The organism is Bradyrhizobium liaoningense, assembly GCF_018130825.1.
Classification (GTDB): domain Bacteria; phylum Pseudomonadota; class Alphaproteobacteria; order Rhizobiales; family Xanthobacteraceae; genus Bradyrhizobium; species Bradyrhizobium liaoningense_B.
The window spans coordinates 796,996-822,000 of the sequence record NZ_JAFCJS010000002.1 but is presented as its reverse complement, the minus strand read 5'-3'; the positions used below and the strand labels follow the sequence as shown (position 1 = coordinate 822,000).

Below are 25,005 nucleotides of genomic sequence, written 5' to 3'. Positions count from 1 at the left end.
TCTGGAATTGGAGTGGCTCGGGGATGACGAGCGGAGCGAGCCCTCACAGCACCCGATTGCTCTCCTTCACCTTCTCCGCATCCAGATACACGCTCGAGCCCATCTCCTTGAACTTCGCGCTCATCTGCTTCATCCCGTCCTCGGCGGTGCCGCTGATCGACATCCCCACCGAGTTCGGATCGTTCAGCGTCGCCGCATAATCCCGCACGTCCTGCGTGATCTTCATCGAGCAGAACTTTGGGCCGCACATCGAGCAGAAATGGGCGACCTTGTGGGCTTCCTTCGGCAGGGTCTCGTCGTGGAAGCTCTTTGCGGTGTCCGGATCGAGGCCGAGGTTGAACTGGTCGGTCCAGCGGAATTCGAACCGCGCGCGGGAGAGGGCGTCGTCGCGCAGTTGCGCGGCGGGGTGGCCCTTGGCGAGGTCGGAGGCGTGGGCTGCGATCTTGTAGGTGATGACGCCGGTCTTGACGTCGTTGCGATCGGGTAGCCCGAGATGCTCCTTCGGCGTCACGTAGCAGAGCATGGCGCAGCCGAACCAGCCGATCATGGCCGCGCCGATGCCCGAGGTGATGTGGTCGTAGCCCGGTGCGATGTCGGTGGTCAGCGGTCCAAGGGTGTAGAACGGGGCTTCGCCGCACTCCTTGAGCTGCTTGTCCATGTTGATCTTGATCTTGTGCATCGGCACGTGGCCGGGGCCTTCGATCATGACCTGGCAGCCCTTGTCCCACGCGATCTTCGTGAGCTCACCGAGCGTCTCCAGCTCGGCAAACTGCGCGCGGTCGTTGGCGTCCGCGATCGAGCCGGGACGGAGGCCGTCGCCGAGCGAGAACGAGACGTCATACTTGCGCATGAGGTCGCAGATCTCGTCGAAATGCGTGTAGAGGAAGCTTTCCTTGTGGTGCGCCAGGCACCACTTCGCCATGATCGAGCCGCCGCGGCTGACGATGCCCGTGACGCGGTTGGCGGTGAGGTGGATGTATTGCAGGCGCACGCCGGCGTGGATGGTGAAATAGTCGACGCCCTGCTCGCACTGCTCGATCAGCGTGTCCTTGTAGAGCTCCCAGGTGAGTGCCACCGGGTCGCCGTTGCACTTCTCCAGCGCCTGGTAGATCGGCACGGTGCCGATCGGCACCGGCGAGTTGCGCAAAATCCATTCGCGCGTGGTGTGGATGTTGCGGCCCGTGGAGAGGTCCATCACGGTGTCGGCGCCCCAGCGGATCGCCCACACCATCTTCTCGACCTCTTCCTCGACCGACGAGGTCACCGCCGAGTTGCCGATATTGGCGTTGATCTTGGTCAGGAAGTTGCGGCCGATGATCATCGGCTCGAGCTCGGAGTGGTTGATGTTGGAGGGGATGATGGCGCGGCCGCGTGCGATCTCGTCGCGCACGAACTCCGGGGTGATGAAGGCGGGGACCGAAGCGCCGAAGCTCTCGCCGTCGGCGAGCGCTGCTTCGGCGCGCTCGAGCTGCTGCTTGCGGCCAAGGTTCTCGCGGGCGGCGACGTAGATCATCTCCTTGGTGACGATGCCGGCGCGGGCGAATTCGAGCTGGGTGATCTTCTGCCCGTCGAGGCCGCGCAGCGGCTTGTGATAGGCCGAGAAGGCGCGCGCGGCCTTGTCGGTGGAGACGCTGCCATTGTCCTCCGGCTTGAGCTGCCGGCCCTCATATTCCTCGACGCCGCCGCGCTCCAGCACCCATTGCTTGCGGTTGCGCGCAAGGCCGGCATTGACGTCGATGGTGACGGACGGATCGGTGTAGGGGCCCGAGGTGTCGTAGACCGGCAGGTTCGGCTCGCCGGCGCCTTCGGAGAGAATGATCTCGCGCAAGGGCACGCGCAGGTCGGGCGCGGCGTCGGGAGACGCGAAGATTTTTCGCGAGGAGGGCAGCGGGCCGGTGGTGACGGCGGGGACGGTCTTGTCGGGGTTGGAGCGGATGTTCATGGGATCCTCCGGTTTAATTCGTTGATGTCGCTGTGCGAGAGGCAAATACCGCTGTCATCCCCGCGAAGGCGGGGATCCAGTACTCCGAGGCGGTGCGGCTAGAGCCGAGACGCCGCGGCGTACTGGATCGCCCGGTCAAGCCGGGCGATGACAGTGGCGTGTGGGGTGAGAGCGTGCGCATCATGCCGCCTCCTTCGACTCGCCGAGCCATTGCCGCACGCGGGCATCGGGGTCGGCGTTCTGGGTGACGTCGCTGACGACGGCGATGGAATCCGCGCCCGCCGCAAAAATCTCCGCGGCGTGCTCGAACTTGATGCCGCCGATCGCGACCAGCGGGATGCTGCCGATGCGCTTCTTCCATTCGGTGATCTTCGGAATGCCCTGCGGCTCGAAGCGCATCGATTTGAGCGTGGTGAAGAAGATCGGGCCGAGCGCGACGTAATCGGGCTTGGCGGCGAGCGCGGTTTCAAGCTCGGCGTCGTCATGGGTGGAGATGCCGAAGAGCAGGCCGGCCTCGCGGATGGCCTTGAGGTCGGCATCCGCCAGATCCTCCTGGCCGAGATGCAGATATTTCGCGCCGGCGACGATCGCCGCGCGCCAATAGTCGTTCACGACCAGCTTGGCTTGCGTGTCTTTCGTGATCGCCAGCGCGTCGGTGACGATCTGCAGCGCGTCGGCGTCGTTGAGCTCCTTCGCGCGCAGCTGGATGGTGCCGACGCCGAGCTTGGTCAGTCGCTCGACCCATTTGAGGCTGTCGACGACGGGATAGAAGCGATCAGGATACGGCATGCCAGAACGGGGTCCCAACGACAGGGGTGGAGGGGGAGGCGAAGTCGCGGGCGTTCATCAGCCCGGCTTCGTAGGCGGTGCGGCCGGCATCACAGCCGAGGCGGAAGGCGTTGGCCATCGCGACGGGATCGGCGGCTTTTGCGATGGCGGTGTTGAGCAGCACGGCGTCGTAGCCGAGCTCGAGCGCCTGCGCGGCGTGGGAGGGCGCGCCGATGCCGGCGTCGACCACCAGCGTGATGTCGGGCAGCCGCTCGCGCAGCAGCTTCAGCGCATCGCGGTTGGTGATGCCTTTGGCGCTGCCGATGGGAGCCGCCCACGGCATCACCACCTTGCAGCCGGCGTCGACCAGGCGGTTGGCGACCGAGAGGTCCTCGGTGCAATAGGGGAACACCTCAAAGCCGTCCTTGACCAGGATGGTCGCGGCTTCGACGAGGCCGACGACGTCGGGCTGCAGCGTGTCGTTGTCGGCGATCACTTCGAGCTTGATCCAGGACGTCCCGAACAGCTCGCGCGCGAGTTTTGCCGTGGTCACGGCCTCGCGCACGGTGCGGCAGCCGGCGGTGTTCGGCAGCACGGCGACGTCGAGCTCGCGGATCAGCTTCCAGAACGCGTCCCCGGTCTTGCCGCCGGCGGATTCGCGCCGCAGCGACACCGTGACGATACCTGCCCCTGAGGCGCGGATCGCCTCCTGCATGATCGCCGGCGACGGATAGAGCGCGCTGCCGATGAGGAGGCGGGAGGCGAAGGATTTGCCGTAGAAGGTCACCATGGCTTCAATTTCCTTGCAGGCGACTTGCACAGGCCGTCATCCTGAGGTGCGCGCACTTGCGCGCCTCGAAGGATGACAGCGCCGCTTGCGGCCATCCTTCGAGGCGAGCCGAAGGCGGCTCGCACCTCAGGATGACGGCGGAGTTTGTGGCGGTATTCATCTCCATCACCCTCCCTGCCGCGGCGTGATGATCTCGATCTCGTCGCCGGCCTTCAGGCTCGTCTCGGCCCAGCGGCTTTTCGGCACGACGTCGTAGTTGAGCGCGATGGCGAAATGGGTGCCTTCGTAGTCGAGCTCGCTCAGCAGCGCGTCGACACTGGCCGAATTGATCTCGCGTTGCTCGCCGTTGACGATCACGCGCATTGCATCACCTCATTGTCGATCTGGCCGCGCTGGACATAGGCGAGCGTCAGCTCGGCGAGCGCCGGCGCGATCAGGAAGCCGTGGCGGTAGAGGCCGTTGACGGCGATGGTCTCGCCGCGAATGCCGATGCGCGGCAGATTGTCGGGGTAGGCGGGGCGAAGGCCGGAGCCGAATTCGACGATGCGGGCTTCGCCGAAAGCGGGATGCACGGCGTAGGCCGCGCCGAGCAGCTCCAGCGCCGAGCGGACGCTGACGCCGGTGTCCTCGGCCTCGATCGAGGTCGCGCCCAGCATGAACAGGTTCTGCTCGCGCGGGATCACGTAGAGCGGCCAGCGCGGGTGGATCAGCCGCACGGGGCGCGACAACTGCACCTCGTCCGTCTCGATCAGGATCATCTCGCCCTTGACGCCACGCAGCTCAGGCTGCTCGTCGCGGGCGGAGAGGCCGCGGCAGTCGATCACGATGCCTTTAGGATTGAGGTTTGCGAGATCTTTTGCGGTGACGTCGCTGTCGAACTTGATGGTGCCGCCGGCAGCCTTGATGCGTTCGTGCAGCTTCGGCAGCACGCGGCGCGGCTCGACATGGCCCTCGGTCGGGAAGAACAGCGCATCGCGGAAGCGGCCTTCGAGCGACGGCTCGAGCTCGGCCAAGCTTGCTGCATCGAGGCGGCGATGGCCTTCGGTCATCCGGGCAAAGCGCTCGAAATCGTTGCGCTCGCGCGGATGGGCGACGACGAGCGAGCCGTTGAAGGGGGTGTCGGGCAGTTCGCGCCGCCAGATGTCGAGCGAGCGCAGGCCTAGCCTGGAGATGATGGGTTCGGCGACCTCGGCCTCGCAATAGGGCGCCAGCATGCCGCCGGCCCAGTGGCTGGTGGCGTCGGTCATGGTGGCGTCACCGCGCTCGTGTAACGTCACGGCGTGGCCGGCCTGTGCGAACAAGAGCGCCTGCCAGGCGCCGGCAATGCCTGCGCCGATGATGGATACCGGGGAATCCGGTCGCTTGGTGGTCTGCAACATCCCTGTCCCTTCGCCGGCATGACCCGGATCAGGTTCAAAGGGTCACCGCGGTCCTGGGCGGTATTGCCCATTTAGCGGTATCTCAGCTCCTCCTCGGAGCACCCCTCGGAACGGGTCTAATGTATGCCAGGGAGGCGGGGTGGTCAACGCGTCAGCCACAGGGCAGTCATTCCGGGATGGTGCGAAGCACCAGGCCCGGAATCTCGAGATTCCGGGTCAGTCATGCAGACTGCCTCGGAATAACAGCGGTTAGTGCGGAACCTGCGCCCGCGCGTTGCGGACGCGTTGCGCCAGCTTCCTGTGCGGAACGTTGCCGAACATCGGCTGCGGATTGCCGTTGGGCTCGAGCCAGGTCTCGCCCGCATTGGCGACCTGCATGGCCTCATGGCGCTGCCGCTTTGCAACGTAGTAATAGCCGCCCGCGAAATAACGCACAGCTCGTGCGTGGTCGCCATTGGCGGCGCGATAGGCGCCGGCGAGGTACTTCACCGCATAGGTGAGATTGGTGTTGGGATCGCGCAGCCCGGCGGCATCGCCGGTGTAGCCGACCCCGCGCGCGGTCGCGAGCTTGATCTGCATCAGGCCAATGGTGCCGCCACGGCCGACGAGGCCGGGCTGATAGCGGCTTTCGCGCATGATGACGCGATGCACCAGCGCTTCCGGCACGCCATTGGCGCGGGCATGCATCGCGACCATCTCGGCATACTCGGCTTCGCCCGCGAATGCGGCCGGCGTGATCATCAGTCCCGCCGCGGCAAGCGCGGCAATACGCAAAATTTTCATCGAAATATTCCTCGGCAGAACGGACCTGCACCCTTGCGCGTTAGGCCGCGGGAACACGGCGATGATGTGGCGAAGTGTCACCAACGGCGATTTTCGCCGGCCCGTCGCTTTTACGACTTAAACCTGGGTTAAGTTTAGAACTGGCGGAGCGCCTTACGCGACAGCGGGTCTGTCCATTCGCGCATTCGCTCAAAAACTGCTCGTCAAGAAACGGCAACTCGGGAGGACGTCAATGAGCAGAGCACACATCGACGACATCCCCATGCAGAACCCGTGCGCACAATGTGGCACACCGATCCCGTTCCCGGACTGGATCGAACCGGGCGAAGGCCGCGTATCCTATCTCTGGACGTGCCAGGCCTGCGGCTACCGCTTCGAGGCGGTCGCGATCTTCGATGAGCACGCGATCGAGCATCCGCCGCTCGCAGCCTGAATTGCTGGCTTAAGGGCGCGTGATCTCTTCGGAAAACCGCTACACACTTTTCCGGATCATGCGCTAGGCCGCGAGTCGCGGCTCCTGCCACACCGGCAATTGCATCCGCACGATCAGCCCGTGCGGCTCGCGATCGTGCAGCGACAGCTCGCCGCCATGGGCGATCGCGATCGCGCGTGCGATCGACAGGCCGAGGCCGAAGCCGGTGGACTCGTCCATGGTGCGCGCGTCGTCGCCGCGCACGAACGGCTCCAGCATCTCCTGCTTGCGCGCATCCGAAATGCCGGGGCCGTCATCCTCGACGTCGATGACGAGCTTGGTGCCCGATATGTCGAGGCGGATCGTGACCTCGGCGCCGAAGCGCACCGCGTTCTCGACGAGATTGGTGACGCCGCGATGCAGATCGTCGGGCCGCGCTGCGGCGGTCGCCGATATGGGCCCCTCATAGTGCACGACGTGGCCCATGTCGGCGAACTGGTCGGCAATGAGCTGCAGCGTGCTGGCGATATCGACCAGCGTCACCGCCTCGATCTTGCGGTCGTTGCGCAGCAGCGACAGCACGGATTCCAGCATCGAGCGCATCTGGTCGAGATCCATCAGCATGCGCTTGCGGTTGCCCTCGTCCTCGATGAACTCGGCGCGCAGGCGCAGCCGCGTGATCGGCGTGCGCAGATCATGGCTGATCGCGGCCAGCATGCGCGTGCGATCCGACATCAGCCGCGCGATCCGCTCGTGCATGCGGTTGAGCGCGCGCGCCACCGAGCGGATCTCTTCAGGCCCGCGCTCGGGCAGCGGGTCTGCCTCGCCGTCCAGGCTGAAATTCTCCGCGGCCTTGGCGAAGGAGGACAGCGGCGCAGCCAGCGCGTAGGAGGCCCAGAGACCGAGCGTGGTGACGCTGATCAGCACGAACAGCAGCGTCATCATCCACGGCCCGCCCCAGAACCGCGATCCGTGCGGCAACGGCTCGACGCGGCCGGCAACCATGGTGCCGTCGGGCAGCTCGACCGCGATCCGGTGCGGGCCGCCCTGCGGCGCAAGCGCGAGCACCTTGTACTGATGGCCGAGATGCCGGCGCACATTGTGCAGATGCGGGCCCTCGCCGTCGCCGCCGGCGGCAACCGTGCCGGGCGCGAGCAGCTCGATTCCGGCCTTCGGAAACGCACGGGCGATATCGGCGAGGATCCGCGGCCGCTCGCCCGCCTCCGCGCCGTTGAGCAGCAGGGCTGCGTCCGCGAGCTGATGTGCGCTGTCGGGCGGCGGATCGGCGCGATCCGGCCGGCTCACCAGGAAGCTCACGGTGAGGATCAGATGCAGCGCGACGATCGAGGCCACCACCAGCGCGGCGATCTGTCCGCCGATGCTCTTGAGGTGGAAGAAGCGGAACGGCGTCATGACGGCCGTTCCCTCAGCTGCTCAGGGATGGCGCGACCGCTTCCGTGCTTGCTACTTCAGTTCTGGGCGTGAACAGATAGCCGCCGGAGCGCACCGTCTTGATGATGGTGGGATCGGCCGGATTGGGCTCGATCTTGCGGCGGATGCGGCTGACCAGCACGTCGATGGAGCGCTCGAACGAGCCGGAGTTGCGCCCTTGGGTGAGGTCGAGCAGGCTGTCGCGCGACAGCACGCGGCCGGGCCGCTCGCAGAAGGTGCGGAGCAGATCGAACTCGGCGCTGGTCACCGCGACGCGCGCGCCTTCCGGATTGCGCAGCTCGCGCAGGCGCAAATCGATGCGCCAGCCCTCGAAGGCGAGCGTGCTCGCGCCCTCGATCGAGCTTGCCGCCTGCGCGGCCGCCTGGCGGCGCAGCACCGCGTTGATGCGGGCGAGCAGCTCGCGCGGGTTGAAGGGCTTCGGCAGATAGTCGTCCGCGCCCATCTCGAGGCCGACGATGCGATCGACGTCCTCGCCGCGCGCGGTCAGCATGATGATCGGCGTCTGCGTCTCCGAGCGCACCTTGCGGCACAGGCTGAGGCCGTCCTCGCCCGGCAGCATGACGTCGAGGATGATGAGGTCGACGCGGTGGTCGGCCATGGCGCGCGACATCTCGCGGCCGTCGCTCACGGCGGTGACGTTGCAGGCGTTGTTGCGCAGGTACTTCGCAATCAACGTCCGGGTTTCGCGGTCGTCTTCGACGACCAGGATGTTGGGATTGGGAATGGCCATGCGCTTTGTTTGTCCAAGATTCGGGCCAAATGGCGAAGATTTTTGTTTCAGATTGTTTCCGTAGCCATTTCCGCAACATGGCGACATGCCCGGGCAGGGAAGCGGCAAGGTATCGTTAAGGCCGTTAACCATACCGTGGCGCGGTCACACAAGAAACCCCGCAAAATCCACGGAGCCATCATGACTTCGATTTCGGCGGCATCCGCCGGCAGCTACCAGTCGCCCTTGCAGCGGCTGCAGCAGGAATTGCAATCGGAAGTTTCCGCCGGCACGATCTCGTCGTCGGACCAGTCCGCGCTCTCGACGGCGCTGACCGACATCGACACCGCGCTCCAGCAGAGCCGGTCGAGCGACCAGTCGAGCGGCACGCGTCCCTCCAAGGAGGACATGCAGTCGAAGATCGACGAACTCATTTCCAGCGAAGTGTCGAACGGGACGCTGACCTCGGACCAGGCCGAGGAGTTGAAGAACGTCTTTCAGTCCGCCTTCGCGAACGGTCCCGACGGTGCCGGTGGACCGCCGCCCGGCCCGCCGCCGGACGACAGCTCCTCGGATTCGTCGTCGACGGACTCGACGAGCAGCAGCTCGACCGACCAGACCACGGCCGAGATCCTCCAGCAGTTTCTGCAGGCGCTGCAGCAGTCGCAATCGTCGAGCTCGTCCTACGGCGCCAACGGCAGCTCATCGAGCAGCTCGAATTTCTCCGCGCTCCTGATCGACTTCAAGAGCTGACCCCGAGCGACGCGGGTCGGCACGTTCCCCGCCGCGATCGTGCTTCACCCAGGGCGCATGATCGCCGGCGGGGAACGGTGCGCCGCAAAATGTTCCTGGGTGACGCAGGAACATTCGTCCAGCGAGTCCTTCTCGCGTATCGCGCGACGAAATTGCCGCGCGCTCGGAACTGCTGATGTTCAGCGCTGTTTTCTCCACACGAGCTTTTTGTTGAAGGAGAGGACAACATGCTGACGAAATCGATCGTCGCCGGCCTCGCCGGCACTGCACTGCTTGCGACCGCCGCGTTCGCGCAGAACCCGACGGCCACCACCGACAAGGCAGCGCCTGCAGCCACCGCGACAACGACGGCCACGACCGCTTCGGGCGAGTGGCGGACGTCGAAAATGTCGGGCCTGAAGGTCTACAACGACGCCAACGAGAACATCGGCTCGATCAACGAGCTGCTGATGGACAAGAGCGGCAACATCAAGATCGCCGTGATCGGCGTTGGCGGCTTCCTCGGCATGGGCGAGCATCTGGTTGCGGTGCCCTACGAGAAGCTGAAGTTCGTCAACGAGGCCGTGGCCTATACCGGCGCCGCCACGAACCCGGGCGCCAAGCCCGCCGCGACCACGACGACGGGCGCTGCGACCGGTACCGACAAGCCTGCGGCGACCACGACGTCGTCCACGTCGAAGTGGTATCCGGACCACGCCGTGTTCAATGCGAGCAAGGACGAGCTGAAGAACATGCCCGAGTTCAAGTACGCGGAGTAATGGGCTTCTAGTTGGCTGAACGAAGCGCGCCTGGTTTTTACCGGGCGCGCTGTCGTGTCGTTTTCTCATAGAGGATGTTGATCCTCACCCTGAGGAGCGCGCTCTTCGCGCGCGTCTCGAAGGGCGAGGCCACCAGCCGGGCCTTCATCCTTCGAGACGCTTGCTTCGCAAGCTCCTCAGGATGAGGAATTGGCGGTCCGAGGCGGAGCTTCTTTCCCTCTCCCCGCAAGCGGGGAGAGGGAGAAGACTCTCAATGCGTCACCAGCGGGCAGCCGCCCTTGTCGAGCGGACGGAACGCCTCGTCGCCGGGCACGGTGGCGATCAGCTTGTAGAGGTCCCACTCGCCCTTGGACTCCTCGGGCTTCTTCACCTCGAACAGATACATGTCGTGGACCATGCGGCCGTCGATGCGGATCTTGCCGTTCTTGGCGAAGAAGTCGTTGACCGGCGTCTTGCGCATCTGCTCCATCACCTTCGGCGCCTCGTCGGTCTTGATGGCCTCGATCGCCTTCAGATAGTGCATGGTCGCCGAATAGAGGCCGGCCTGGATCATGGTCGGCATGTGGCCGACCTTCTCGTTGAAGCGCTTGGAGAAGGCGCGCGTTTCCTCGTTCATATCCCAGTAGAAGGCATCGGTGACGATCAGGCCCTGTGTCGCCTTGATGCCGAGCGAGTGCGTGTCGGTGATCTCCTGCAGCAGCGCGATCATCTTCTGGCCGCCTTGGGTCAGGCCGAACTCGGCGGCCTGCTTCAGCGCGTTGGTGGTGTCGCCGCCGGCGTTGGCCAGCGCGACCACCTTGGCCTTGGAGGCCTGGGCCTGCAGCAGGAACGAAGAGAAGTCCGACGAATTGAGGGGATGACGGACCTCGCCGAGCACCTTGCCGCCGCTCTCCTTGACCACGTTGGCGGCGTCGCGCTGCAGCGCCATGCCGAAGGCGTAGTCGGCGGTGACGAAGAACCAGCTATCCTCGCCGCGCTTCACCATCGCCTTGCCGGCGACGTTGGACAGCGCGTAGGTGTCGTAGGTCCAGTGCACGGTATTGGGTGAGCATGCGGGGCCCGTGATGTCGGAGGAGCCGCCGCCCGAATTGATGTTGATCCTGTTCTTCTCGCGCGTCAGCGCCGAGATCGGCAGCGCCACCGACGACGTCGGCACGTCGAAGATCGCATCGACCTTGTCGTTGTCGTACCAGTTGCGGGCGATGTTGACGCCGACGTCGGGCTTGTTCTGGTGATCGGCGGCGACCACCTGAACCGGCTTGCCCGCGACCTTGGCGCCGTAATCGGCCACCGCCATCTCGACGGCGGCGAGCGAGCCCTTGCCGGTCGCGTCCGCATAAAGGCTCGACATGTCCGTGAGCACGCCAATCTTGACGACATCGTCGGAAATCTGCGCCCGCGCGGCGCCGGAGGTTGCGGCGAGCGCGAGACCGGCCGCGACGGCGGCGATGAGTTTTTGCATGTTGTTTTCTCCCTGAGTGTTGTTGTTCGGGCGTTGTTGCGGGGACTGTTCTAGCTTCTATCCGTCGCGGCAGCTAAGCGGCGCGCGCCATAGCGGAATGCAAAATCAGAAGGGGCGGGCGGTGTTCCCTTCGCCTCTCCCCGCTTGCGGGGAGAGGCCGGAATGCATCGAGGATGCATTCCGGGTGAGGGGCACTCTCCGCGAGTCCCACTCTCACCGTCCTCGCGGAGGCTCCCCCTCACCCCGACCCTCTCAGCGCGAGCGAAGCTCGTCGCGCCCCCGCAGGCGGGGAGAAGTTATCAGCCGCCGCTGCCCTTGAGCCGTTCGTTGCGCCGGCGCAGCCCTTCCAGCGTCGCGAGGAGGATGACCGACACCGTCGTCAGGATCACCGCCGCTGCCGTGATGGTCGGGCTGATGTTCTCGCGGATGCCGCTGAACATTTCGCGCGGCAGGGTGCGCTGCTCGGGACCGGCCATGAACAGCACGATCACCACCTCGTCGAAGCTGGTCGCGAAAGCGAACAGCGCACCCGAGGCAAGGCCCGGCAGGATCAGGGGCAGGATCACGCGCCGGAACGCTTGAAGCGGCGAAGCGCCGAGCGAGGCGGCGGCGCGCGTCAGATTGGTGTCGAAGCTCTGCAGCGTCGCGCCGACCGTGATCACCACGAAGGGCGTCGCCAGCGCGGTGTGGGCCAGGATCAGGCCGAGATAGCTGCCGGTAAGGCCAATCGGCGCGAAGAAGAAATACAGGCCCACCGCAGTGATGACGCCGGGCACGACGACCGGCGACAGCACGAAAGCCAGCACCAGCGGCTTGAACCGGCTCTTCCACTGCGCCAGCCCCAGCGCCGCCAGCGTGCCCAAGACCATGGACAGCAGGGTCGAGGCTATGCCGATGATCATGCTGTTCTTCAGCGAATTCATCCAGCGCGGCGAATTGATGAAGTCGTCGTACCAGCGCAGGGAAAGGCCAGGCAGCGGATAGGTCAGGTACGAGCCCGAGCTGAAGGACAGCGGCATGATCGCAAGGATTGGCGCAATCAGGAAGATGAACACCAGCGTCGAGATGACGATGGTCGCGGCCCACGCGATGCGCTGGCTGGGCGTGCGGAGAGGAGAATTGTCGCTCAATTCTTCATCCCTCCCGTGACCTGCTGGCCCTGCACCAGCTTGCCGTAGACGAGGGCGAGCAGAACGGTCGCCAGCAGCAGCACCGCACCCAACGCCGAGGCCAGGCCCCAATTCGCGGTCTCGGTCGTGTAGAGCGCGATGAAGTAGCTGATCATCTGGTCGGCGGCGCCGCCGACGAGTGCGGGTGTGATGTAGTAGCCGAGCGCCAGGATGAAGACGAGCAGGCTTCCCGCGCCGACGCCGGGCAGCGTTTGCGGCAGGTAGATGCGCAGGAAGGCGGTGAGGGGCGGCGCGCCCAGTGAGGCGGCGGCGCGCATGTAGGCGGGCGAGATCGCCTTCATGCTGCTGTACAGCGGCAGGATCATGAACGGCAGGAGCACGTGGGTCATGGCCACGCAGACACCGAAGCGGTTGTAGATCAGGCGGAGCGGCTCGTCGATGATGCCGAGCCAGTGCAGGCTGTCGTTCACGACGCCCTTGCTCTGCAACAGCACGATCCAGGCGCAGGTGCGGACCAGAAGCGACGTCCAGAACGGCAGCAGGACGAAGATCATCAGCAGGTTCGACCGACCGGGCGGCAGCGTCGCCAGCAGATAGGCGACGGGAAAGCCGAGGATCAGGCAGAGCGCGGTGACACCGAGGCTGATGAGGAAGGTGCGGGCGAAAATGTCTCGGTAGATGGCCTGATCCGGCGGAGCAGCGACAACCGCGCCGTCCGCATTCCGCGTCAGGTCGAGCGCCGCCAGCAGGTAGAAACCGGTCACCGGGCCGCTGGCGTCCTTGATGGTCGTCCAGGTGGCGCGTTCACGCCAGGCCGGATTGATCTTGGCCAGCGTCTCCCTGGCCGTGCCGGGCTCAGGCGCCGCCTTCAGATTGCGTGCCGTGCTGGTCAGGATCGTGCGAAAACCGTTCAGCGCGTAGTTGAGCCGCTTGGCCGCGATGGCGACGGTGCCGGAGGCGCGCGCCGCCAGGATGTCGCCTGCCAGCGCCGAATAGGCCTTTTCGTCCGGCAGGTCCTTGCCGTCCCAACTGGCGAGAGCAGCGACCGTCTGCGGCAGGACCTGGCGCACCTCCCGGTCATCGACGGCCCGCCACAGCATGCCGGCGATGGGACCTGCGAAGGTGAAGAGCAGGAAGACGAGAAGCGGCAGGACCAGCGCCAACGCCTTGACCTGGCGTGCCCGCTCGGCGCGCCTCAAGCGGCGCTTGAGCGGTACCTCGGTCGCGGTCAGGGGCGCCATGGAGAGAGCCTCTTCGATCGGCCTGAGCAAGCGCCTCGTCCTTCGAGACGACCGCTTCGCGCTCTCCTCAGGATGAGGCTCTCCGACATCGGTGCCTCTAGAGCCGCTGCCGCACACTCCGTCCTCATCCTGAGGAGCCCGCCGAAGGCGGGCGTCTCGAAGGATGGCCGCAACGTTACTGCTTTCAATGCGCGCCGCACGCCGGTGCTGTGGCGACCTATTTCGCGGCCCATTTGTTGAAGCGCTCGGTCAGGCGGTCGATGTTCTCGAGCCAGAAGGCCACGTTGATCTCGACCGCGTTCTTGATGTTGTCAGGCGCCGTCGGCAGATCCTTCAGGACGGCGGGCGCGAGCCGGCCGGCGGCGTCCTTGTTCGAAGTGCCGTAGGCAATGTTCTCCGACAGTTTTGACTGGTTCTCCGCCTTGCCTGCGAAGTCGAGGAACTTGTAGGCCGCGTCCTTGTTCGGGCTGCCCTTCAGGATGACCCAGCTGTCGAGCGTGAAGAGCGCGCCGTCCCATACCATGCCAAAGTTCTTCTTCTCGTTCTTGTTGGCGGTGTCGATGCGGCCATTGTAGACCGAGGTCATCGCCACCTCGCCGGAGGCGAGCAGTTGCGGCGGCTGGGCGCCGGCCTTCCACCACACGATGTCGCCCTTGATGGTGTCGAGCTTCTTGAAAGCGCGATCGACGCCCTCGTCGGTCGCCAGCACCTTGTAGACGTCCTTCGGCGCGACGCCGTCGGCCATCAGCGCAATCTCCAGCGTGGTCTTCGGGCCCTGACGCAGCGCGCGCTTGCCGGGAATCTTCTTGGTATCGAAGAAGTCGGCCCAGCCTTTGGGGGCCTCCTTCAGCTTGTCCTTGTCGTAGCCGAGAACGAAATCGTAGAGGATGGCGCCGACGCCGCAGGAATTGACCGACGGCGGGATGTAAGCGGCCTCGCCGCCGATCTTGGAATAATCCAGCTTCTCGAACAGGCCTTCCTCGCAGCCGACCGCGAGCTCGTCGCTCTCGACCTGGACGACGTCCCAGGTGGCGGCACCTCCCTGCACCTTGGCGCGCAACACGCCGACGCCGCCGTCCCAGGACTCGTCGTTCATCGGCGCGCCAGACGCCTTCTTGAACGGCTCGAAATAGACCTTCTTCTGGGCATCCTGGTACGCGCCGCCCCACGACACGACAGTGAGGTCGCGCGCCTCTGCGACCGTGGCCAGCGCAGCGCTGGCGCTCAGTGCCGCGGCGAAACCCAGAGCGATCTTGCCAATCTTGCGCTTCAGCATGGTCGTTGTTCCTTCTTCATCTGCGTTCTGTTGATCGTTGCATCATACGGGATCGAGGGCGAGGCAATCCTCGGGCCGGAAGGTGATGGACACGCCTTCGCCAGGTGCAAGACTGTGATGCGCTCCCGGTTGAAGCTTGACCATGAACTCCCCGTTGCCGGCGACCTCGAGCACGGCCAGCGCGTGGTCGCCGAGATAGATGGTGTTCTGCACTTTTGCCGGCAGCCGGTTCGGTCCTTCACCGGCGCTGCCATCCGGAACAATCGCGACACGCTCGGGCCGCACCGACAGCGAGGTCGATGCGCCCGCGCCCGAGACATTGACCGCCCGTGCGGTGACGGCGCCGCCGCCGGCCAGCGCGACGCGGCAATAGTCCTTGTCGATGGTCTCGACGGTGCCGGCCAGCACATTGTTCTCGCCGATGAAATGGGCGACGAAGCTGTTCACCGGATGCTCATACAGCGCGTCGGGCCTGTCGATCTGCTGCACGATGCCGTCGTTGAACACAGCAATGCGGTCCGACATGGTGAGCGCTTCGCTCTGATCGTGGGTGACGTAGACGACCGTGATGCCCATCGTCTCGTGCAGCTGCTTGATCTCCAGCTGCATCTGCTCCCGCAGGCGCTTGTCGAGGGCGCCGAGGGGCTCGTCCATCAGCACGAGTTGCGGGTTGAACACCAGCGCGCGGGCCAGCGCGACGCGCTGCTGCTGACCGCCGGACAGCTGCCCTGGCCGCCGCTGCGCCATGGTTTCCATCTTGATCATGCGCAGCGCCGCGTTGACACGCTCCTGCACGTCCGCCTTGCTCGTGTTGCGAACGGAGAGCGGGAAGGCGATATTCTCCGCGATCGTCAGGTGCGGAAACAGGGCGTAGTTCTGGAACACCATGCCGATGTCGCGCCTGTGCGGCGGCACGTTCTTGATCGGCCGGTCGGCGAGGTAGATCTCGCCATGGGTCGGAACCTCGAAGCCGGCCAGCATCATCAGCGTGGTCGTCTTGCCCGAGCCCGACGGACCGAGCAGGGTGATGAACTCGCCCTTCCTGATGTCGAGATCGAGGTTCTTCACCACGAGGTGCTCGCCATCGTAGGTCTTCTGAATGCCGGAAAAGCGCACCAGCGCCGGCGCAGGCGTGACCATGCCGGCTTCCATGTTGTCCTCGCGTTGTCCCCTACAATGCCGTGTGAGACTAGCACCCTGCGGCGAGAATGCCAGCGTCGCAAGCGGCGAAGAGGCGCGCGGGCCCGGTGAGCGAGGCGCTACATCCCCGACAGCTTCGTCACGGACACATTGAGCGTTCCGCCGGCTTCCGCAACCACGCGCAGCGTCTTGGAGTCGAAGGCGATGTCGGCGAGCGTCAGGCTGTCGATCCTGGCGTCGACCTTGAGGCCGTCCTCGCTCTTCTGGTAGTCGGCGATCGCGGCGGCGATCTTCTCGCGCGCGTTGGCGGCGATCGGCTTCAGGTCGAGCTTCGCGTTCTGAACCAGCGCCTGCTGCATCTGTGGCACGACGGCGCGCGCCGCCGCGCCGAGTAGGCCGAAGGCCGCTTCGGACTCGACCGCGAGCTGGATGTCGGCGAGCCGCAGCGTCTGCTGCGCCTGGTCGAGCATCGGCCGGCCCCAGATGTGAACGGTCGCCTCGGCGCCGAGCCCGAGCCAGCTCTTCTTTTCCTTGGCGCGCACCAGGAGCGAGATCAGCAGCCGGTCGCCCGACGGGATCACGTTGACGCTCTTCACGGTGACATCTACCGGGCCAGAACCGTCCTCGGGATAGGTGTGGCCGACCATCTGCGCGGCGACGAGCTTGTTGATCTCGGTGAAGGGCACGTCGATCGGCACGGCGATGTTCACGCCGGTGCCGGTCGGCGGCACGATCGAGATTTTTTCCGGGAACGGGCAGTCCGGTTTGGACGGGGCCGAGGTGACGCGCGTCTCGAGCTCGAGGCCGAGCAGCAGCGTCACGTTCTGCGCATCGACGCGTGGTTGCGCCGCGATGGCGCGGGTCGGCTTCATTTCCAGCCAGAGCGGCGGCAGCGCCGCCGATGAGCCCGAGCCTTGCAGCGGGATCGAGCGGCAGGCCTTGGCCCATTGCACTTTGGCATTCTCGCGCAGCGAGGGATCGTTGCGGATGCGCTCGGAGACGATGTTGATCTGCTCGCCGACATTCTTGTCGATCAGCGGCTTCACCTGCGCCGGCACGTTGACCTTGGCGCCGGAGACGTTGAGGTTGGTGTCGCCGAGATTGACCTGGGCGCCGAGATTGGGCTCCAGATGCCAGTTCGCCGCGAGCTTCGGCCGCGAGGTGACGATGACGTTGCCCTTGATCTCGGCGCTGGCGTTCAGATTCTTGATGTTGACCGCGCCGATCCGCTTTGCGGCGTCACCGCCGAGCACGCTGCCGAGCGCATCGCCGAGCGCGCCGGTGGCCTTCGCCGACAGCGAGCCGGTCACGTTGAGCTTGCCGGAGAGCGGCGTCGAGATCGTCAGCACGTCCTTGTCGCCGGCAGCCGCCATCGGTCCGCGCACCGCGGTCCAGCCGATATCGGCGTTCTCCAGGATCTGCGAGATCGGATTGTCGGCCTTGCCGGCGAAATTGCGCGGCGCGGCCTTCTCGGCCTGCTCGCGGATCGCCGACAGCGCAATAGCGACCGGCGCGACCACGATCGAGCTCTTTGCGACCGGCGGCAGCGGTGGCAGTTGTGCGACCGGCGGGGCGGAATTCGTCGCGCGCGGCGCGAGCCAGTCCATCGCCTTCAGGCTGATGAAGAACGACGCCGCGAGCACCACGACGGCGATCAGGATAGTCTTCAGATTCAACGTCAGTCGCATCAATCCCCCAAGCCGCCCCGGTGGGGATTTTACAGGGCGGGCGAGAAGGGCGCTAGAGCGCACCAAGGGGGTGGAATTGGGGCGAACAGGTTAACGGTCGCTAACGCGCAATTGCCGCGGATCGCGGGACTAGCCGCGCCGCGGACGGCGGACCGCTCTCACATTGCCGCGATCTCCGCCACCGCAGTAGAAGCGGTCACCGCCGTCGGACTCCAGGCCCGAGACCATGGTGCCTGCGGGCAGGTCGAGCTGCTCCAGCACCTTGCCCGTGTCAGGATCGACCCTCCTGATGTCGCTGTCCTCGCCTTCCCAGGTGCCGTGCCAGAGCTCGCCATCGACCCAGGTGACGCCGGTGACGAAGCGCTTGCTCTCGATGGTGCGGAGAACCTTCCCTGTGGCCGGATCGATCTGATGGATCTTGCGCTCCCGGTATTGACCGACCCAGAGCGAGCCCTCCGCCCAGGCCAAACCTGAATCGCCACCGCCACCGGGCGCGAGGATGGTGGAGATCACCTTGCCGGTCGCGGCGTCAATCTTCTGGATGCGGTCTTCGGCGATCTGGAACAGGTGGCGGCCGTCGAACGCGGTGCCCGCATGCGCGGCGACGTCGATGGAGCGTGCGATCTCGCCGCTGGACGGATCGACCGCATTCAGCTTGTCGCCGGACGCGAACCAGACATGGGTGCCGTCATAGGTGACGCCATGCACGGCTTCGACGCCGTCAAAAGGTCCGTATTCCCTGACGATCTCGGCGGCTGAACGCTTCATGTGGTTGATCCCTGTGAGGCGATGCACCTTACGTCTTTAGGAGCGGTGTGGGGAGTAACAAGCCTGTCGGGAAACCCGGGACCGGCGGCGTCATCCAGCGGCGCGCCCGTCCGTGTCCGAAGCACTGGACCTTGTTCGAGCGCGCCAGCTCCTCGAGGGCCCGCTGCACGGTGCGCGGGCTGATCCCAAGCGCAAGGGCGAGCGCGGAGCTCGACCACGGCTCGCCGTCGGTGAGAAGGGCGAGGACGGCGGCGTGCTTTTCCTCCATGGGCCGCGCCAGCACGAGGACGTCGCGCGTCTTGCGCGGCGCCAGCACGAAGCCTTGCTTCGTCGCGCTGATGTCGGCCAGCGGCCCGAGCTGGGTGCGGAGCCGGCCGATCTCGACGCGCAATCGCGCGCGGTGCGACTCATCGACGTGCCTTGCTTGAAACGCACCAGCAATCAATCTCTCTCGCGCGACATCCGCGGGCCATGCCTGCGCCAGAAGGCGAGCGAGTGCGAACAGCACCGGCCGCGTTCCGAGCGGCACGGCCACGCCTTGCCTGCGCACGACGTGATGGAAGGTGTCCACCACGAGCGCCGTCGAACTCGCCAGCCGTTCGACCTCTCCGAGCAGCAGCGGGTGTTCGCTGCCGCGTGCGATCAGGCGCGCTGCCGGGGTGTCGAGGATCAGGTTCGCGCTGTCGACCTCGGCCATGAGCGCCGGGATTTTTGCTAGCCGCGCTGCACTGCCTGCGCGGTCGAGCGCCGCGCGAGCATCCATCGTTTTCAGCCGCCTGATCGCGATCCCGGCAACCACGAGCTCGCGTACGACCTGGGAGGCGGGCGGAATCGGTGCGGCGCCAAGCCCCGCCAGCGTGTGCTCGGCCTCGTCGAGCCGCCCGAGCAGAAGAAGACGGCGCGCCTCGATGTGGCCCGCATGGGCCGCATTGGCGAGATCGCCGTGCTTCTCGAGCGTCGCGCGCGCCGCCGCGAGCGTTTTCACCGGCCATCCCAGATCGCGTGAGACCAGCGCGATCTCGGCTTCGGCCACCACGCATCTTGCCCGCGCCACCGCCTCGCGCGGACCGAAGGCGCGCGCGGCGCTGCGCAGCAGCGTCTTGGCCTTGGCGAGATCGCCGAGCTGCGCCATCGCGATGCCGCGCAGCGCCAGCGACGGTGCATCGTTGCGCAGCGCCACGCGGTTCAGCGCGCCGAGGGGATCGCCGGCCTCCAGCGCCCGCGCGGCGGCGGTGATCAGCGACTCCATGTCAATCCCGCCACACTTGTTACTCCCACCGCGCAACCGCCTGGTGCCAGAAATCGTTGGCAGGACGTCAAGCAAAGTCTTTGGAGAGTCATGATGACATCAGCAGAAAAAGCCGGAACCAACGGACACACCGCCATGCAGACCCCGCCGGTGGTGTCGGCGCAGGACTGGGAGGCCGCCCGCCAGCAACTGCTCGTGAAGGAAAAGGCGCATACCCGTGCCCGCGACGCCCTGGCCGCCGAGCGCCGGCGCATGCCATGGATGGAAGTTGCGAAAACCTATGCGTTCGAGGGGCCCGGCGGCAAGGTCAGTCTGGCTGATCTGTTCCAGGGCCGGAGGCAGCTGATCGTCTACCGCGCCTTCTTCGAGCCTGGTGTGTTCGGCTGGCCCGATCACGCCTGCCGCGGCTGCTCCATGGTGGCCGACCAGGTCGCCCATGTCTCGCACCTGAACGCCCGCGATACCACGCTGGTGTTCGCCTCGCGCGCGCCGCAGGCCGACATCATCAGGCTGAAGAAGCGGATGGGCTGGGAGATCCCGTGGGTCACCATCACCGACAGCTTCGATGCCGATTTCGGCGTGGACGAGTGGCACGGTACCAACGTGTTCTACCGCGACGGCAACCGCATCTTCCGCACCTATTTCATCAAGAGCCGCGGTGACGAGCAGATGGGCGGCACCTGGAACTATCTCGACATCACCCCGCTCGGCCGCCAGGAGGTGTGGGAGGATTCACCGAAGGGCTATCCGCAGACGCCGACCTACAAATGGTGGAACTGGCACGACAGCTACGCGGAAGGCGCCGCGCCCGACAAGAGATGGGTCGAGATCTCGGATGCCGGCGAGAAAGCGTTTCGCAAGGAGGCCGCGGAAGGTCGTGACTAGTCCCGTCAGCGCAACTGCGTCCGCCAGCCGCGATGGCGTGACGGCCGCGCGCCGCCTCGCCAGATGGCTGGCCTTGGCGGCGACGCCCACCTTCGCGGTCATGGCCATGCTGACCGCCGTGATCAGTGGCGGCCCGGCGGACATGCTGTGCGGTGCCGGGCAGGGGTCTCTGCTCGGCGGCATGGTGCCGATGTATCTCTTGATGAGCGCGTTTCATTCGGCGGCTTGGCTGAGGTTGATCGCGGAGCGGTGAGGCGCCATCCGATGAGAACCGGATGGCTTTTGTCACTTGCCGCTTCGGTCGAAGAACAAGGCCATCAGGATTTCATCGAAGTATCGGCCGTCCAGCTTGAGGGCTTCCACCTCGCGGCCGTACTCAACGAACCCGGCGGCCGTGTAGAGCCGGATAGCGGCCGCGTTCTCGCTGACGACGGCAAGCTGGAGCTGTTCGACCCGCTCTGCGGCATGTGCCGCGACCGCGTCGACGAGGCGTCGCGCCATGCCGGATTTTCGCGCATCGGGGCGTACATACATGCCCCAGAGAACGGCCTTGTGCTCGGTCTTGGCGCCTTCTTGCCGCCAGAAGCCGGCGACGCCGACAAGCTCCTCCGCGATAAAGGCGCCGAAGACATCCGACGTCGTGAGACGCTCCTCGAACCAGGCAAGCGGCTTTTCCTGCTCGCGCGCGAACGCACTGGCAAAGGCTTCGGGATGCGCGGCGAGGGCTTCCAGCCTGATCGGGCGATACAGCGCCGCGTCGGCGGATGTCAGCAGTCTGATCATGACGAAGCCAGGTGCGCCAGCGGCAGAGGTGCGCCGGCCTTGAGCGTCTGGAGCGCGATGCTGCTGCGAACCTCCTGCACGATCGGCAGGTTGAGCAGCTTGTCGACGAGGAAGCGCTGGTAATCCTCGAGCTCGGGCACGACGATCTCGAGGAGGTAGTCGGCTTCGCCGGAGACGAGGTGGCAGGCAACGACCTCGGGCATGGCAACGACGGTCCTTTCGAAGCTCAGCGCCTGGTCGTTGGCATGGCCGTTGATCTTGACCCCGAGGAAGGCCGAGAAGCCGAGCCCGAGGCGGCTGCGCCGCAGGGAGGCGCGGTAACCGTCGATATAGCCGTCCCGTTCCAGTCGACGCACCCGACGCAGGCAGGGCGACGGTGACAGTCCGACCTTGTCCGCCAGCTCGATGTTGCTCAGTCGGGCATTGGTCTGGAGTTCGGTGACGATGCGCCGGTCGATCGCATCCAGCTCGCATTTTGGCATGAACCGCATCCTGTTGGATCGAGAAGGGCGCAATATTGCGCCCGAGCCGTCGAGACTAGCCCAGTTCGCAAGGACATGCCTCGGCTTTCCGTGGGATGGGTTGCTCCGATCTTGTTGCTGATGGAGTGAGCCATGACCGAAAGCCCGAACATCGCCCCTCTGCTGGAGGCCGTCGAACGCTACTTCACGCTGATGTACGACAACGACGTTTCGCAGTTCGACCGCGTCTTTGCGCCGACCGCGCAGCTCCACGGATTTCGCGATGGCGAGTTGCGGATATTGCCGGTCCGCGACTACAGGACGATGCTGGCCTCGACCCCGTCGCCCAAGTCGAAGAACGCACCCCGCCTTCAGGAGGTATTGCTCATCGATCTGGCGTCGCCAGTGCAAGCCTTAGTGAAGGTTCGCGTTCGGATCGATCTGCTCCAGTACGTTGACTATCTCGCATATCACCGCATCCACGATGTCTGGCTGATCACGGCGAAATCGTTCCATGTCGAGCGACGGCATGAGCCGGTGGCCACCTAGCGCCGCCGCAATCCTATTGCGCACCCGCCGCCTGCAGATACGCAACGATCTTGCCCGCTTCCTCTGCCGGGATGCCGCCATAAGGCTGCATCTTGTTGCCGGATACGACCTCGTCCGGCTTGACCATGAAGCGGGTGAGCTTGTCCTGGTCCCAGACGAAGCCGGCTTCTTTCATCGAGGACGAATAATTGTAGTCCGGCAGCGAACCGGCCTTGCGTCCGACGATCTTGTTGAGGTTGGGACCAAGGCGGTTGTCGCCTTCCTTCACGGAGTGGCAGGTGCGGCAGGCATTGTTGAAGGCCTGCTGAGCCGCCGGATCGCTTGCCGGCTGCTGCGCCACGGAGGAGGGGGCGGAAAGGAGCGACGTCAGTGCTCCCGCACCGACAATCGTGCGCAGCCATGTGCTTGGCGATGTTTGCTGGCGTTGTCGCATCTGCGCCTCCATGGCGAAACGCGCCGCAGCGAGCGCGCGCCGGAATGTCGAGGGCAAACGAAAACGGCCCCGGCGGGTTCCGGGGCCGTTTGCGTCACAATGTCCTGTCGCTTCAGCGCGTCGCGGAGCCGAGATCCGCGCGGCGTTCCGTCATCGGCAGCACGATCACCTTGGTGCCGACGTTGACGCGGGAATAGAGGTCGGTGACGTCGTCATTGGTCAGGCGGATGCAGCCGGACGAGACGCGCTTGCCGATGGTCTCGGGGGCGTTGGTGCCGTGGATGCGGTAGATGGTGCCGCCGAGATACATGGCGCGGGCCCCTAACGGGTTGCCGGGGCCGCCGGCCATGTGGCGCGGCAGATAGGGCTGGCGGGCGATCATTTCCGGCGGCGGGGTCCAGGCCGGCCACTCGGCCTTCCTGGTCACCGACTGGATGCCCGACCATGTGAAACCGTCGCGGCCGACGCCGATGCCGTAGCGCAGCGCCTGGCCGTTGCCGAGCACGTAATAGAGATAGGTGTTGGGCGTATCGATGATGATCGTGCCCGGCGCCTCGCGCGTCGCGTAAGCGACGGTCTGGCGGCGGAAGCGGGCCGGCGTCTCGACCACGTCCTGATCATCGGACGGCTCGGTCTGGTAGGTTGGCGCCTGATAGGGCTGATACGGCTGATAGGGTTGCAGCGGCTGCGGCGCGGCCATCGGCGGCAGCGGCTGGAAGAACGGGAAGAGCTGCACCGGCGCGGCCTTGGCCGGACCTGCGAATGCGATCGCGGAGATCGCGACTGCGCCAAAAGCAACGGCGCGCGAATACGTCTTGAACGTGCCCAGATTGAACATTGATCGCCCCTGTTTGCGCGGGTGTTCGTGGTCACCCCGGCACCGTTGCGGTGCTCCGTTGCGTAAATCACTAAGGGAAACAAGTTTCGGGACGTTTGCGCGGAAAACCGAAAACGGTTTCATCGCGGCAAGGATTGTTTCATGACAGTTTCGTGGCTGCAGGGCTCCGTTAACGAACAAAACAGCGGGCCGACACTTCTATGACGTCACACGCCTGAAATATCCTTGGTTGATGGTCGAAAGCCGAGAATCATCAAACTCTCGGGATTTCCCCATGCGGGTATTAATCGCGACGGACGCCTGGCATCCGCAGGTCAACGGTGTGGTCCGCACCCTGACCTCGCTGGCGAACGCGGCCGAGGCGCTCGATGTCGAGATCGACTTCCTCACCCCGGACGGCTTTCCCTCCTGGCCGCTGCCGACCTATCCGGGCCTGCGCATCGCACTGCCGAGCAGCAAAGAAATCGCGCGGCGGATCGAAAAGGCGGCGCCCGAAGCGCTGCACATCGCAACCGAAGGCCCGATCGGCTGGGCCGCGCGGGCCTATTGCCGCCGCAACGGACTCGCCTTCACCACCTCCTATACGACGCGCTTCCCGGAATACGTCTCGGTGCGGACGGGCATCCCCGATGCCGTCGGCTATGCCGTGCTGCGCCATTTCCACGATGCCGCCGCCATGACCATGGTGGCGACGCCCTCGCTGCGGCAGGAGCTGTCGGAGCGCGGCTTCAAGCGGCTCGGCTTCTGGACGCGCGGCGTCAACACAGAGCTGTTCCATCCCGATCATCCCGCCAAGCTCGACCTCCCGGGCCCGATCTTCATGACCATGGGCCGCGTCGCGGTGGAGAAGAATCTCGAAGCGTTTCTCTCGCTCGACCTGCCCGGCACCAAGGTCGTCGTCGGCGATGGTCCGCAGAAGGCGGCGCTGGAGAAGAAGTATCCTGATGCCGTCTTCCTCGGCGAGAAGAAGGGCGCGGATCTCACCGCGCATCTGGCCGCCGCCGACGTGTTCGTGTTCCCGAGCCTGACCGACACCTTTGGCGTGGTGCAGCTCGAGGCGCTCGCCTGCGGCACGCCGGTTGCGGCGTTTCCGGTGACGGGTCCCAAGGACGTCATCGCCGATCATCCGATCGGCGCGATCGACCACGATTTGCGTACCGCGTGCCTGCGCGCACTCACCATGTCGCGCGAGACCTGCCGTAATTTCGCGCTGGAGCGTTCCTGGGAGAACAGCGCGCGCCAGTTCGTCGGAAATCTCACGTCACTTCAGCCCAGCCGCGTCCTGCGCGCCTCGCCTCGCATGGCGCGGCGGCCGGTGCGCGGTTGATCTCAATTTCGAACCACAGCGAGAACCTC

At 65.6% G+C, this 25,005-nt stretch carries 27 protein-coding genes and 1 riboswitch; of the genes, 7 read left to right on the top strand and 20 right to left on the bottom strand.

What is annotated here, in order from left to right; translation table 11 throughout:
- Positions 1-43: 43 nt before the first annotated feature.
- The 6 genes from thiC to JQ603_RS12235 form a co-directional block, all read right to left on the bottom strand.
- Positions 44-1,942, bottom strand: coding sequence for a phosphomethylpyrimidine synthase ThiC (thiC, locus tag JQ603_RS12260; RefSeq protein WP_212339718.1), 1,899 nt, complete (start codon positions 1,940-1,942; stop codon positions 44-46).
- A gap of 180 nt (positions 1,943-2,122) precedes the next feature.
- Positions 2,123-2,731, bottom strand: a complete 609-nt coding sequence (locus tag JQ603_RS12255) for a thiamine phosphate synthase (protein ID WP_212339717.1) — start codon at positions 2,729-2,731, stop codon at positions 2,123-2,125.
- A complete protein-coding gene (locus tag JQ603_RS12250; protein WP_212339716.1) occupies positions 2,718-3,500 on the bottom strand; it encodes a thiazole synthase in 783 nt (260 codons plus the stop codon). The genes JQ603_RS12255 and JQ603_RS12250 overlap by 14 nt, the downstream gene beginning before the upstream one ends.
- Positions 3,501-3,665: 165 nt before the next feature.
- On the bottom strand, positions 3,666-3,863 hold the full coding sequence (gene thiS / locus JQ603_RS12245; protein ID WP_212339715.1) for a sulfur carrier protein ThiS: 198 nt from the start codon (positions 3,861-3,863) through the stop codon (positions 3,666-3,668).
- Positions 3,854-4,879, bottom strand: a complete 1,026-nt coding sequence (locus tag JQ603_RS12240) for an FAD-dependent oxidoreductase (RefSeq protein ID WP_212339714.1) — start codon at positions 4,877-4,879, stop codon at positions 3,854-3,856. Before JQ603_RS12240 ends, thiS begins: the two co-directional genes overlap by 10 nt.
- Positions 4,867-4,995, bottom strand: a riboswitch (TPP riboswitch). It overlaps the preceding gene by 13 nt.
- 133 nt (positions 4,996-5,128) lie before the next feature.
- Complete coding sequence (locus tag JQ603_RS12235; RefSeq protein ID WP_212339713.1) at positions 5,129-5,662, bottom strand: lytic transglycosylase domain-containing protein; 534 nt, start codon at positions 5,660-5,662, stop codon at positions 5,129-5,131.
- Between the two features lie 232 nt (positions 5,663-5,894).
- Here JQ603_RS12235 and JQ603_RS12230 point away from each other — a divergent pair, with 232 nt between their 5' ends.
- A complete protein-coding gene (locus tag JQ603_RS12230; RefSeq protein ID WP_212339712.1) occupies positions 5,895-6,095 on the top strand; it encodes a hypothetical protein in 201 nt (66 codons plus the stop codon).
- 63 nt (positions 6,096-6,158) lie between these two features.
- Here the strand turns inward: JQ603_RS12230 and JQ603_RS12225 are convergent, their stop codons facing one another.
- Positions 6,159-7,487, bottom strand: coding sequence for an ATP-binding protein (locus JQ603_RS12225; protein ID WP_212339711.1), 1,329 nt, complete (start codon positions 7,485-7,487; stop codon positions 6,159-6,161).
- Positions 7,488-7,500: 13 nt separating this feature from the next.
- The gene (locus tag JQ603_RS12220) at positions 7,501-8,256 is read right to left on the bottom strand and encodes a response regulator (RefSeq protein ID WP_212339710.1); all 756 of its coding nucleotides are present in this window, start codon (positions 8,254-8,256) and stop codon (positions 7,501-7,503) included.
- Positions 8,257-8,436: 180 nt separating this feature from the next.
- Between JQ603_RS12220 and JQ603_RS12215 the strand changes: the two genes are divergently transcribed.
- Positions 8,437-8,988 (top strand): hypothetical protein, encoded by a 552-nt coding sequence (locus JQ603_RS12215; RefSeq protein WP_212339709.1) that lies wholly within the window; start codon positions 8,437-8,439, stop codon positions 8,986-8,988.
- A gap of 227 nt (positions 8,989-9,215) precedes the next feature.
- Entirely contained in the window at positions 9,216-9,746 is a 531-nt protein-coding gene (locus JQ603_RS12210; protein ID WP_212339708.1) for a PRC-barrel domain-containing protein, read from the top strand.
- Positions 9,747-9,996: 250 nt separating this feature from the next.
- Here the strand turns inward: JQ603_RS12210 and JQ603_RS12205 are convergent, their stop codons facing one another.
- The 8 genes from JQ603_RS12205 to JQ603_RS12170 all read right to left on the bottom strand — a co-directional run bounded on the left by JQ603_RS12205 (position 9,997) and on the right by JQ603_RS12170 (position 19,700).
- Positions 9,997-11,208 (bottom strand): ABC transporter substrate-binding protein, encoded by a 1,212-nt coding sequence (locus tag JQ603_RS12205; RefSeq protein ID WP_212339707.1) that lies wholly within the window; start codon positions 11,206-11,208, stop codon positions 9,997-9,999.
- A 299-nt stretch (positions 11,209-11,507) separates the two neighbouring features.
- Positions 11,508-12,338 (bottom strand): ABC transporter permease, encoded by an 831-nt coding sequence (locus JQ603_RS12200; RefSeq protein ID WP_212339706.1) that lies wholly within the window; start codon positions 12,336-12,338, stop codon positions 11,508-11,510.
- Complete coding sequence (locus JQ603_RS12195) at positions 12,335-13,579, bottom strand: ABC transporter permease (RefSeq protein ID WP_212339705.1); 1,245 nt, start codon at positions 13,577-13,579, stop codon at positions 12,335-12,337. Before JQ603_RS12195 ends, JQ603_RS12200 begins: the two co-directional genes overlap by 4 nt.
- A gap of 217 nt (positions 13,580-13,796) precedes the next feature.
- Positions 13,797-14,855, bottom strand: a complete 1,059-nt coding sequence (locus tag JQ603_RS12190; RefSeq protein ID WP_212339704.1) for an ABC transporter substrate-binding protein — start codon at positions 14,853-14,855, stop codon at positions 13,797-13,799.
- Between the two features lie 42 nt (positions 14,856-14,897).
- Positions 14,898-16,007: an ABC transporter ATP-binding protein gene (locus JQ603_RS12185; RefSeq protein ID WP_212339703.1), complete on the bottom strand. Its 1,110-nt coding sequence runs from the start codon at positions 16,005-16,007 to the stop codon at positions 14,898-14,900.
- Between the two features lie 107 nt (positions 16,008-16,114).
- Complete coding sequence (locus JQ603_RS12180; RefSeq protein ID WP_212339702.1) at positions 16,115-17,683, bottom strand: DUF4403 family protein; 1,569 nt, start codon at positions 17,681-17,683, stop codon at positions 16,115-16,117.
- Between the two features lie 129 nt (positions 17,684-17,812).
- A complete protein-coding gene (locus JQ603_RS12175; protein ID WP_212339701.1) occupies positions 17,813-18,451 on the bottom strand; it encodes a Vgb family protein in 639 nt (212 codons plus the stop codon).
- A gap of 28 nt (positions 18,452-18,479) precedes the next feature.
- Positions 18,480-19,700 carry a helix-turn-helix domain-containing protein gene (locus JQ603_RS12170; protein WP_212339991.1) on the bottom strand — a complete coding sequence of 407 codons (1,221 nt, stop codon included), beginning with the start codon at positions 19,698-19,700 and terminating at the stop codon, positions 18,480-18,482.
- Positions 19,701-19,790: 90 nt separating this feature from the next.
- Here JQ603_RS12170 and JQ603_RS12165 point away from each other — a divergent pair, with 90 nt between their 5' ends.
- Positions 19,791-20,585, top strand: coding sequence for a DUF899 domain-containing protein (locus JQ603_RS12165; protein ID WP_212339700.1), 795 nt, complete (start codon positions 19,791-19,793; stop codon positions 20,583-20,585).
- Positions 20,578-20,838 carry a hypothetical protein gene (locus JQ603_RS12160; RefSeq protein WP_212339699.1) on the top strand — a complete coding sequence of 87 codons (261 nt, stop codon included), beginning with the start codon at positions 20,578-20,580 and terminating at the stop codon, positions 20,836-20,838. Before JQ603_RS12165 ends, JQ603_RS12160 begins: the two co-directional genes overlap by 8 nt.
- 32 nt (positions 20,839-20,870) lie before the next feature.
- Here JQ603_RS12160 and JQ603_RS12155 read toward each other — a convergent pair whose 3' ends face one another.
- Together JQ603_RS12155 and JQ603_RS12150 are read right to left on the bottom strand one after the other, a co-directional pair.
- Positions 20,871-21,368: a GNAT family N-acetyltransferase gene (locus JQ603_RS12155; protein WP_212339698.1), complete on the bottom strand. Its 498-nt coding sequence runs from the start codon at positions 21,366-21,368 to the stop codon at positions 20,871-20,873.
- Complete coding sequence (locus tag JQ603_RS12150; protein ID WP_212339697.1) at positions 21,365-21,850, bottom strand: Lrp/AsnC family transcriptional regulator; 486 nt, start codon at positions 21,848-21,850, stop codon at positions 21,365-21,367. The genes JQ603_RS12155 and JQ603_RS12150 overlap by 4 nt, the downstream gene beginning before the upstream one ends.
- 132 nt (positions 21,851-21,982) lie before the next feature.
- On the opposite strand from JQ603_RS12150, the gene JQ603_RS12145 reads away from it, so the two are divergent.
- A complete protein-coding gene (locus JQ603_RS12145) occupies positions 21,983-22,378 on the top strand; it encodes a nuclear transport factor 2 family protein (RefSeq protein WP_212339696.1) in 396 nt (131 codons plus the stop codon).
- Between the two features lie 13 nt (positions 22,379-22,391).
- Here the strand turns inward: JQ603_RS12145 and JQ603_RS12140 are convergent, their stop codons facing one another.
- Entirely contained in the window at positions 22,392-22,811 is a 420-nt protein-coding gene (locus JQ603_RS12140; RefSeq protein WP_245003556.1) for a c-type cytochrome, read from the bottom strand.
- Between the two features lie 112 nt (positions 22,812-22,923).
- On the bottom strand, positions 22,924-23,649 hold the full coding sequence (locus JQ603_RS12135) for a L,D-transpeptidase (RefSeq protein ID WP_212339695.1): 726 nt from the start codon (positions 23,647-23,649) through the stop codon (positions 22,924-22,926).
- 274 nt (positions 23,650-23,923) lie between these two features.
- Between JQ603_RS12135 and JQ603_RS12130 the strand changes: the two genes are divergently transcribed.
- Positions 23,924-24,976, top strand: coding sequence for a glycosyltransferase family 4 protein (locus tag JQ603_RS12130; RefSeq protein WP_212339694.1), 1,053 nt, complete (start codon positions 23,924-23,926; stop codon positions 24,974-24,976).
- Positions 24,977-25,005: the final 29 nt, after the last annotated feature.

Bases quoted from the DNA above. Each gene is read 5' to 3' on its own strand.
- thiC (WP_212339718.1), bottom strand. From the start codon at position 1,942: ATGAACATCCGCTCCAACCCCGACAAGACCGTCCCCGCCGTCACCACC.
- JQ603_RS12255 (WP_212339717.1), bottom strand. From the start codon at position 2,731: ATGCCGTATCCTGATCGCTTCTATCCCGTCGTCGACAGCCTCAAATGG.
- JQ603_RS12250 (WP_212339716.1), bottom strand. From the start codon at position 3,500: ATGGTGACCTTCTACGGCAAATCCTTCGCCTCCCGCCTCCTCATCGGC.
- thiS (WP_212339715.1), bottom strand. From the start codon at position 3,863: ATGCGCGTGATCGTCAACGGCGAGCAACGCGAGATCAATTCGGCCAGT.
- JQ603_RS12240 (WP_212339714.1), bottom strand. From the start codon at position 4,879: ATGTTGCAGACCACCAAGCGACCGGATTCCCCGGTATCCATCATCGGC.
- JQ603_RS12235 (WP_212339713.1), bottom strand. From the start codon at position 5,662: ATGAAAATTTTGCGTATTGCCGCGCTTGCCGCGGCGGGACTGATGATC.
- JQ603_RS12230 (WP_212339712.1), top strand. From the start codon at position 5,895: ATGAGCAGAGCACACATCGACGACATCCCCATGCAGAACCCGTGCGCA.
- JQ603_RS12225 (WP_212339711.1), bottom strand. From the start codon at position 7,487: ATGACGCCGTTCCGCTTCTTCCACCTCAAGAGCATCGGCGGACAGATC.
- JQ603_RS12220 (WP_212339710.1), bottom strand. From the start codon at position 8,256: ATGGCCATTCCCAATCCCAACATCCTGGTCGTCGAAGACGACCGCGAA.
- JQ603_RS12215 (WP_212339709.1), top strand. From the start codon at position 8,437: ATGACTTCGATTTCGGCGGCATCCGCCGGCAGCTACCAGTCGCCCTTG.
- JQ603_RS12210 (WP_212339708.1), top strand. From the start codon at position 9,216: ATGCTGACGAAATCGATCGTCGCCGGCCTCGCCGGCACTGCACTGCTT.
- JQ603_RS12205 (WP_212339707.1), bottom strand. From the start codon at position 11,208: ATGCAAAAACTCATCGCCGCCGTCGCGGCCGGTCTCGCGCTCGCCGCA.
- JQ603_RS12195 (WP_212339705.1), bottom strand. From the start codon at position 13,579: ATGGCGCCCCTGACCGCGACCGAGGTACCGCTCAAGCGCCGCTTGAGG.
- JQ603_RS12190 (WP_212339704.1), bottom strand. From the start codon at position 14,855: ATGCTGAAGCGCAAGATTGGCAAGATCGCTCTGGGTTTCGCCGCGGCA.
- JQ603_RS12185 (WP_212339703.1), bottom strand. From the start codon at position 16,007: ATGGAAGCCGGCATGGTCACGCCTGCGCCGGCGCTGGTGCGCTTTTCC.
- JQ603_RS12180 (WP_212339702.1), bottom strand. From the start codon at position 17,683: ATGCGACTGACGTTGAATCTGAAGACTATCCTGATCGCCGTCGTGGTG.
- JQ603_RS12175 (WP_212339701.1), bottom strand. From the start codon at position 18,451: ATGAAGCGTTCAGCCGCCGAGATCGTCAGGGAATACGGACCTTTTGAC.
- JQ603_RS12170 (WP_212339991.1), bottom strand. From the start codon at position 19,700: ATGGAGTCGCTGATCACCGCCGCCGCGCGGGCGCTGGAGGCCGGCGAT.
- JQ603_RS12165 (WP_212339700.1), top strand. From the start codon at position 19,791: ATGATGACATCAGCAGAAAAAGCCGGAACCAACGGACACACCGCCATG.
- JQ603_RS12155 (WP_212339698.1), bottom strand. From the start codon at position 21,368: ATGATCAGACTGCTGACATCCGCCGACGCGGCGCTGTATCGCCCGATC.
- JQ603_RS12150 (WP_212339697.1), bottom strand. From the start codon at position 21,850: ATGCCAAAATGCGAGCTGGATGCGATCGACCGGCGCATCGTCACCGAA.
- JQ603_RS12145 (WP_212339696.1), top strand. From the start codon at position 21,983: ATGACCGAAAGCCCGAACATCGCCCCTCTGCTGGAGGCCGTCGAACGC.
- JQ603_RS12140 (WP_245003556.1), bottom strand. From the start codon at position 22,811: ATGCGACAACGCCAGCAAACATCGCCAAGCACATGGCTGCGCACGATT.
- JQ603_RS12135 (WP_212339695.1), bottom strand. From the start codon at position 23,649: ATGTTCAATCTGGGCACGTTCAAGACGTATTCGCGCGCCGTTGCTTTT.
- JQ603_RS12130 (WP_212339694.1), top strand. From the start codon at position 23,924: ATGCGGGTATTAATCGCGACGGACGCCTGGCATCCGCAGGTCAACGGT.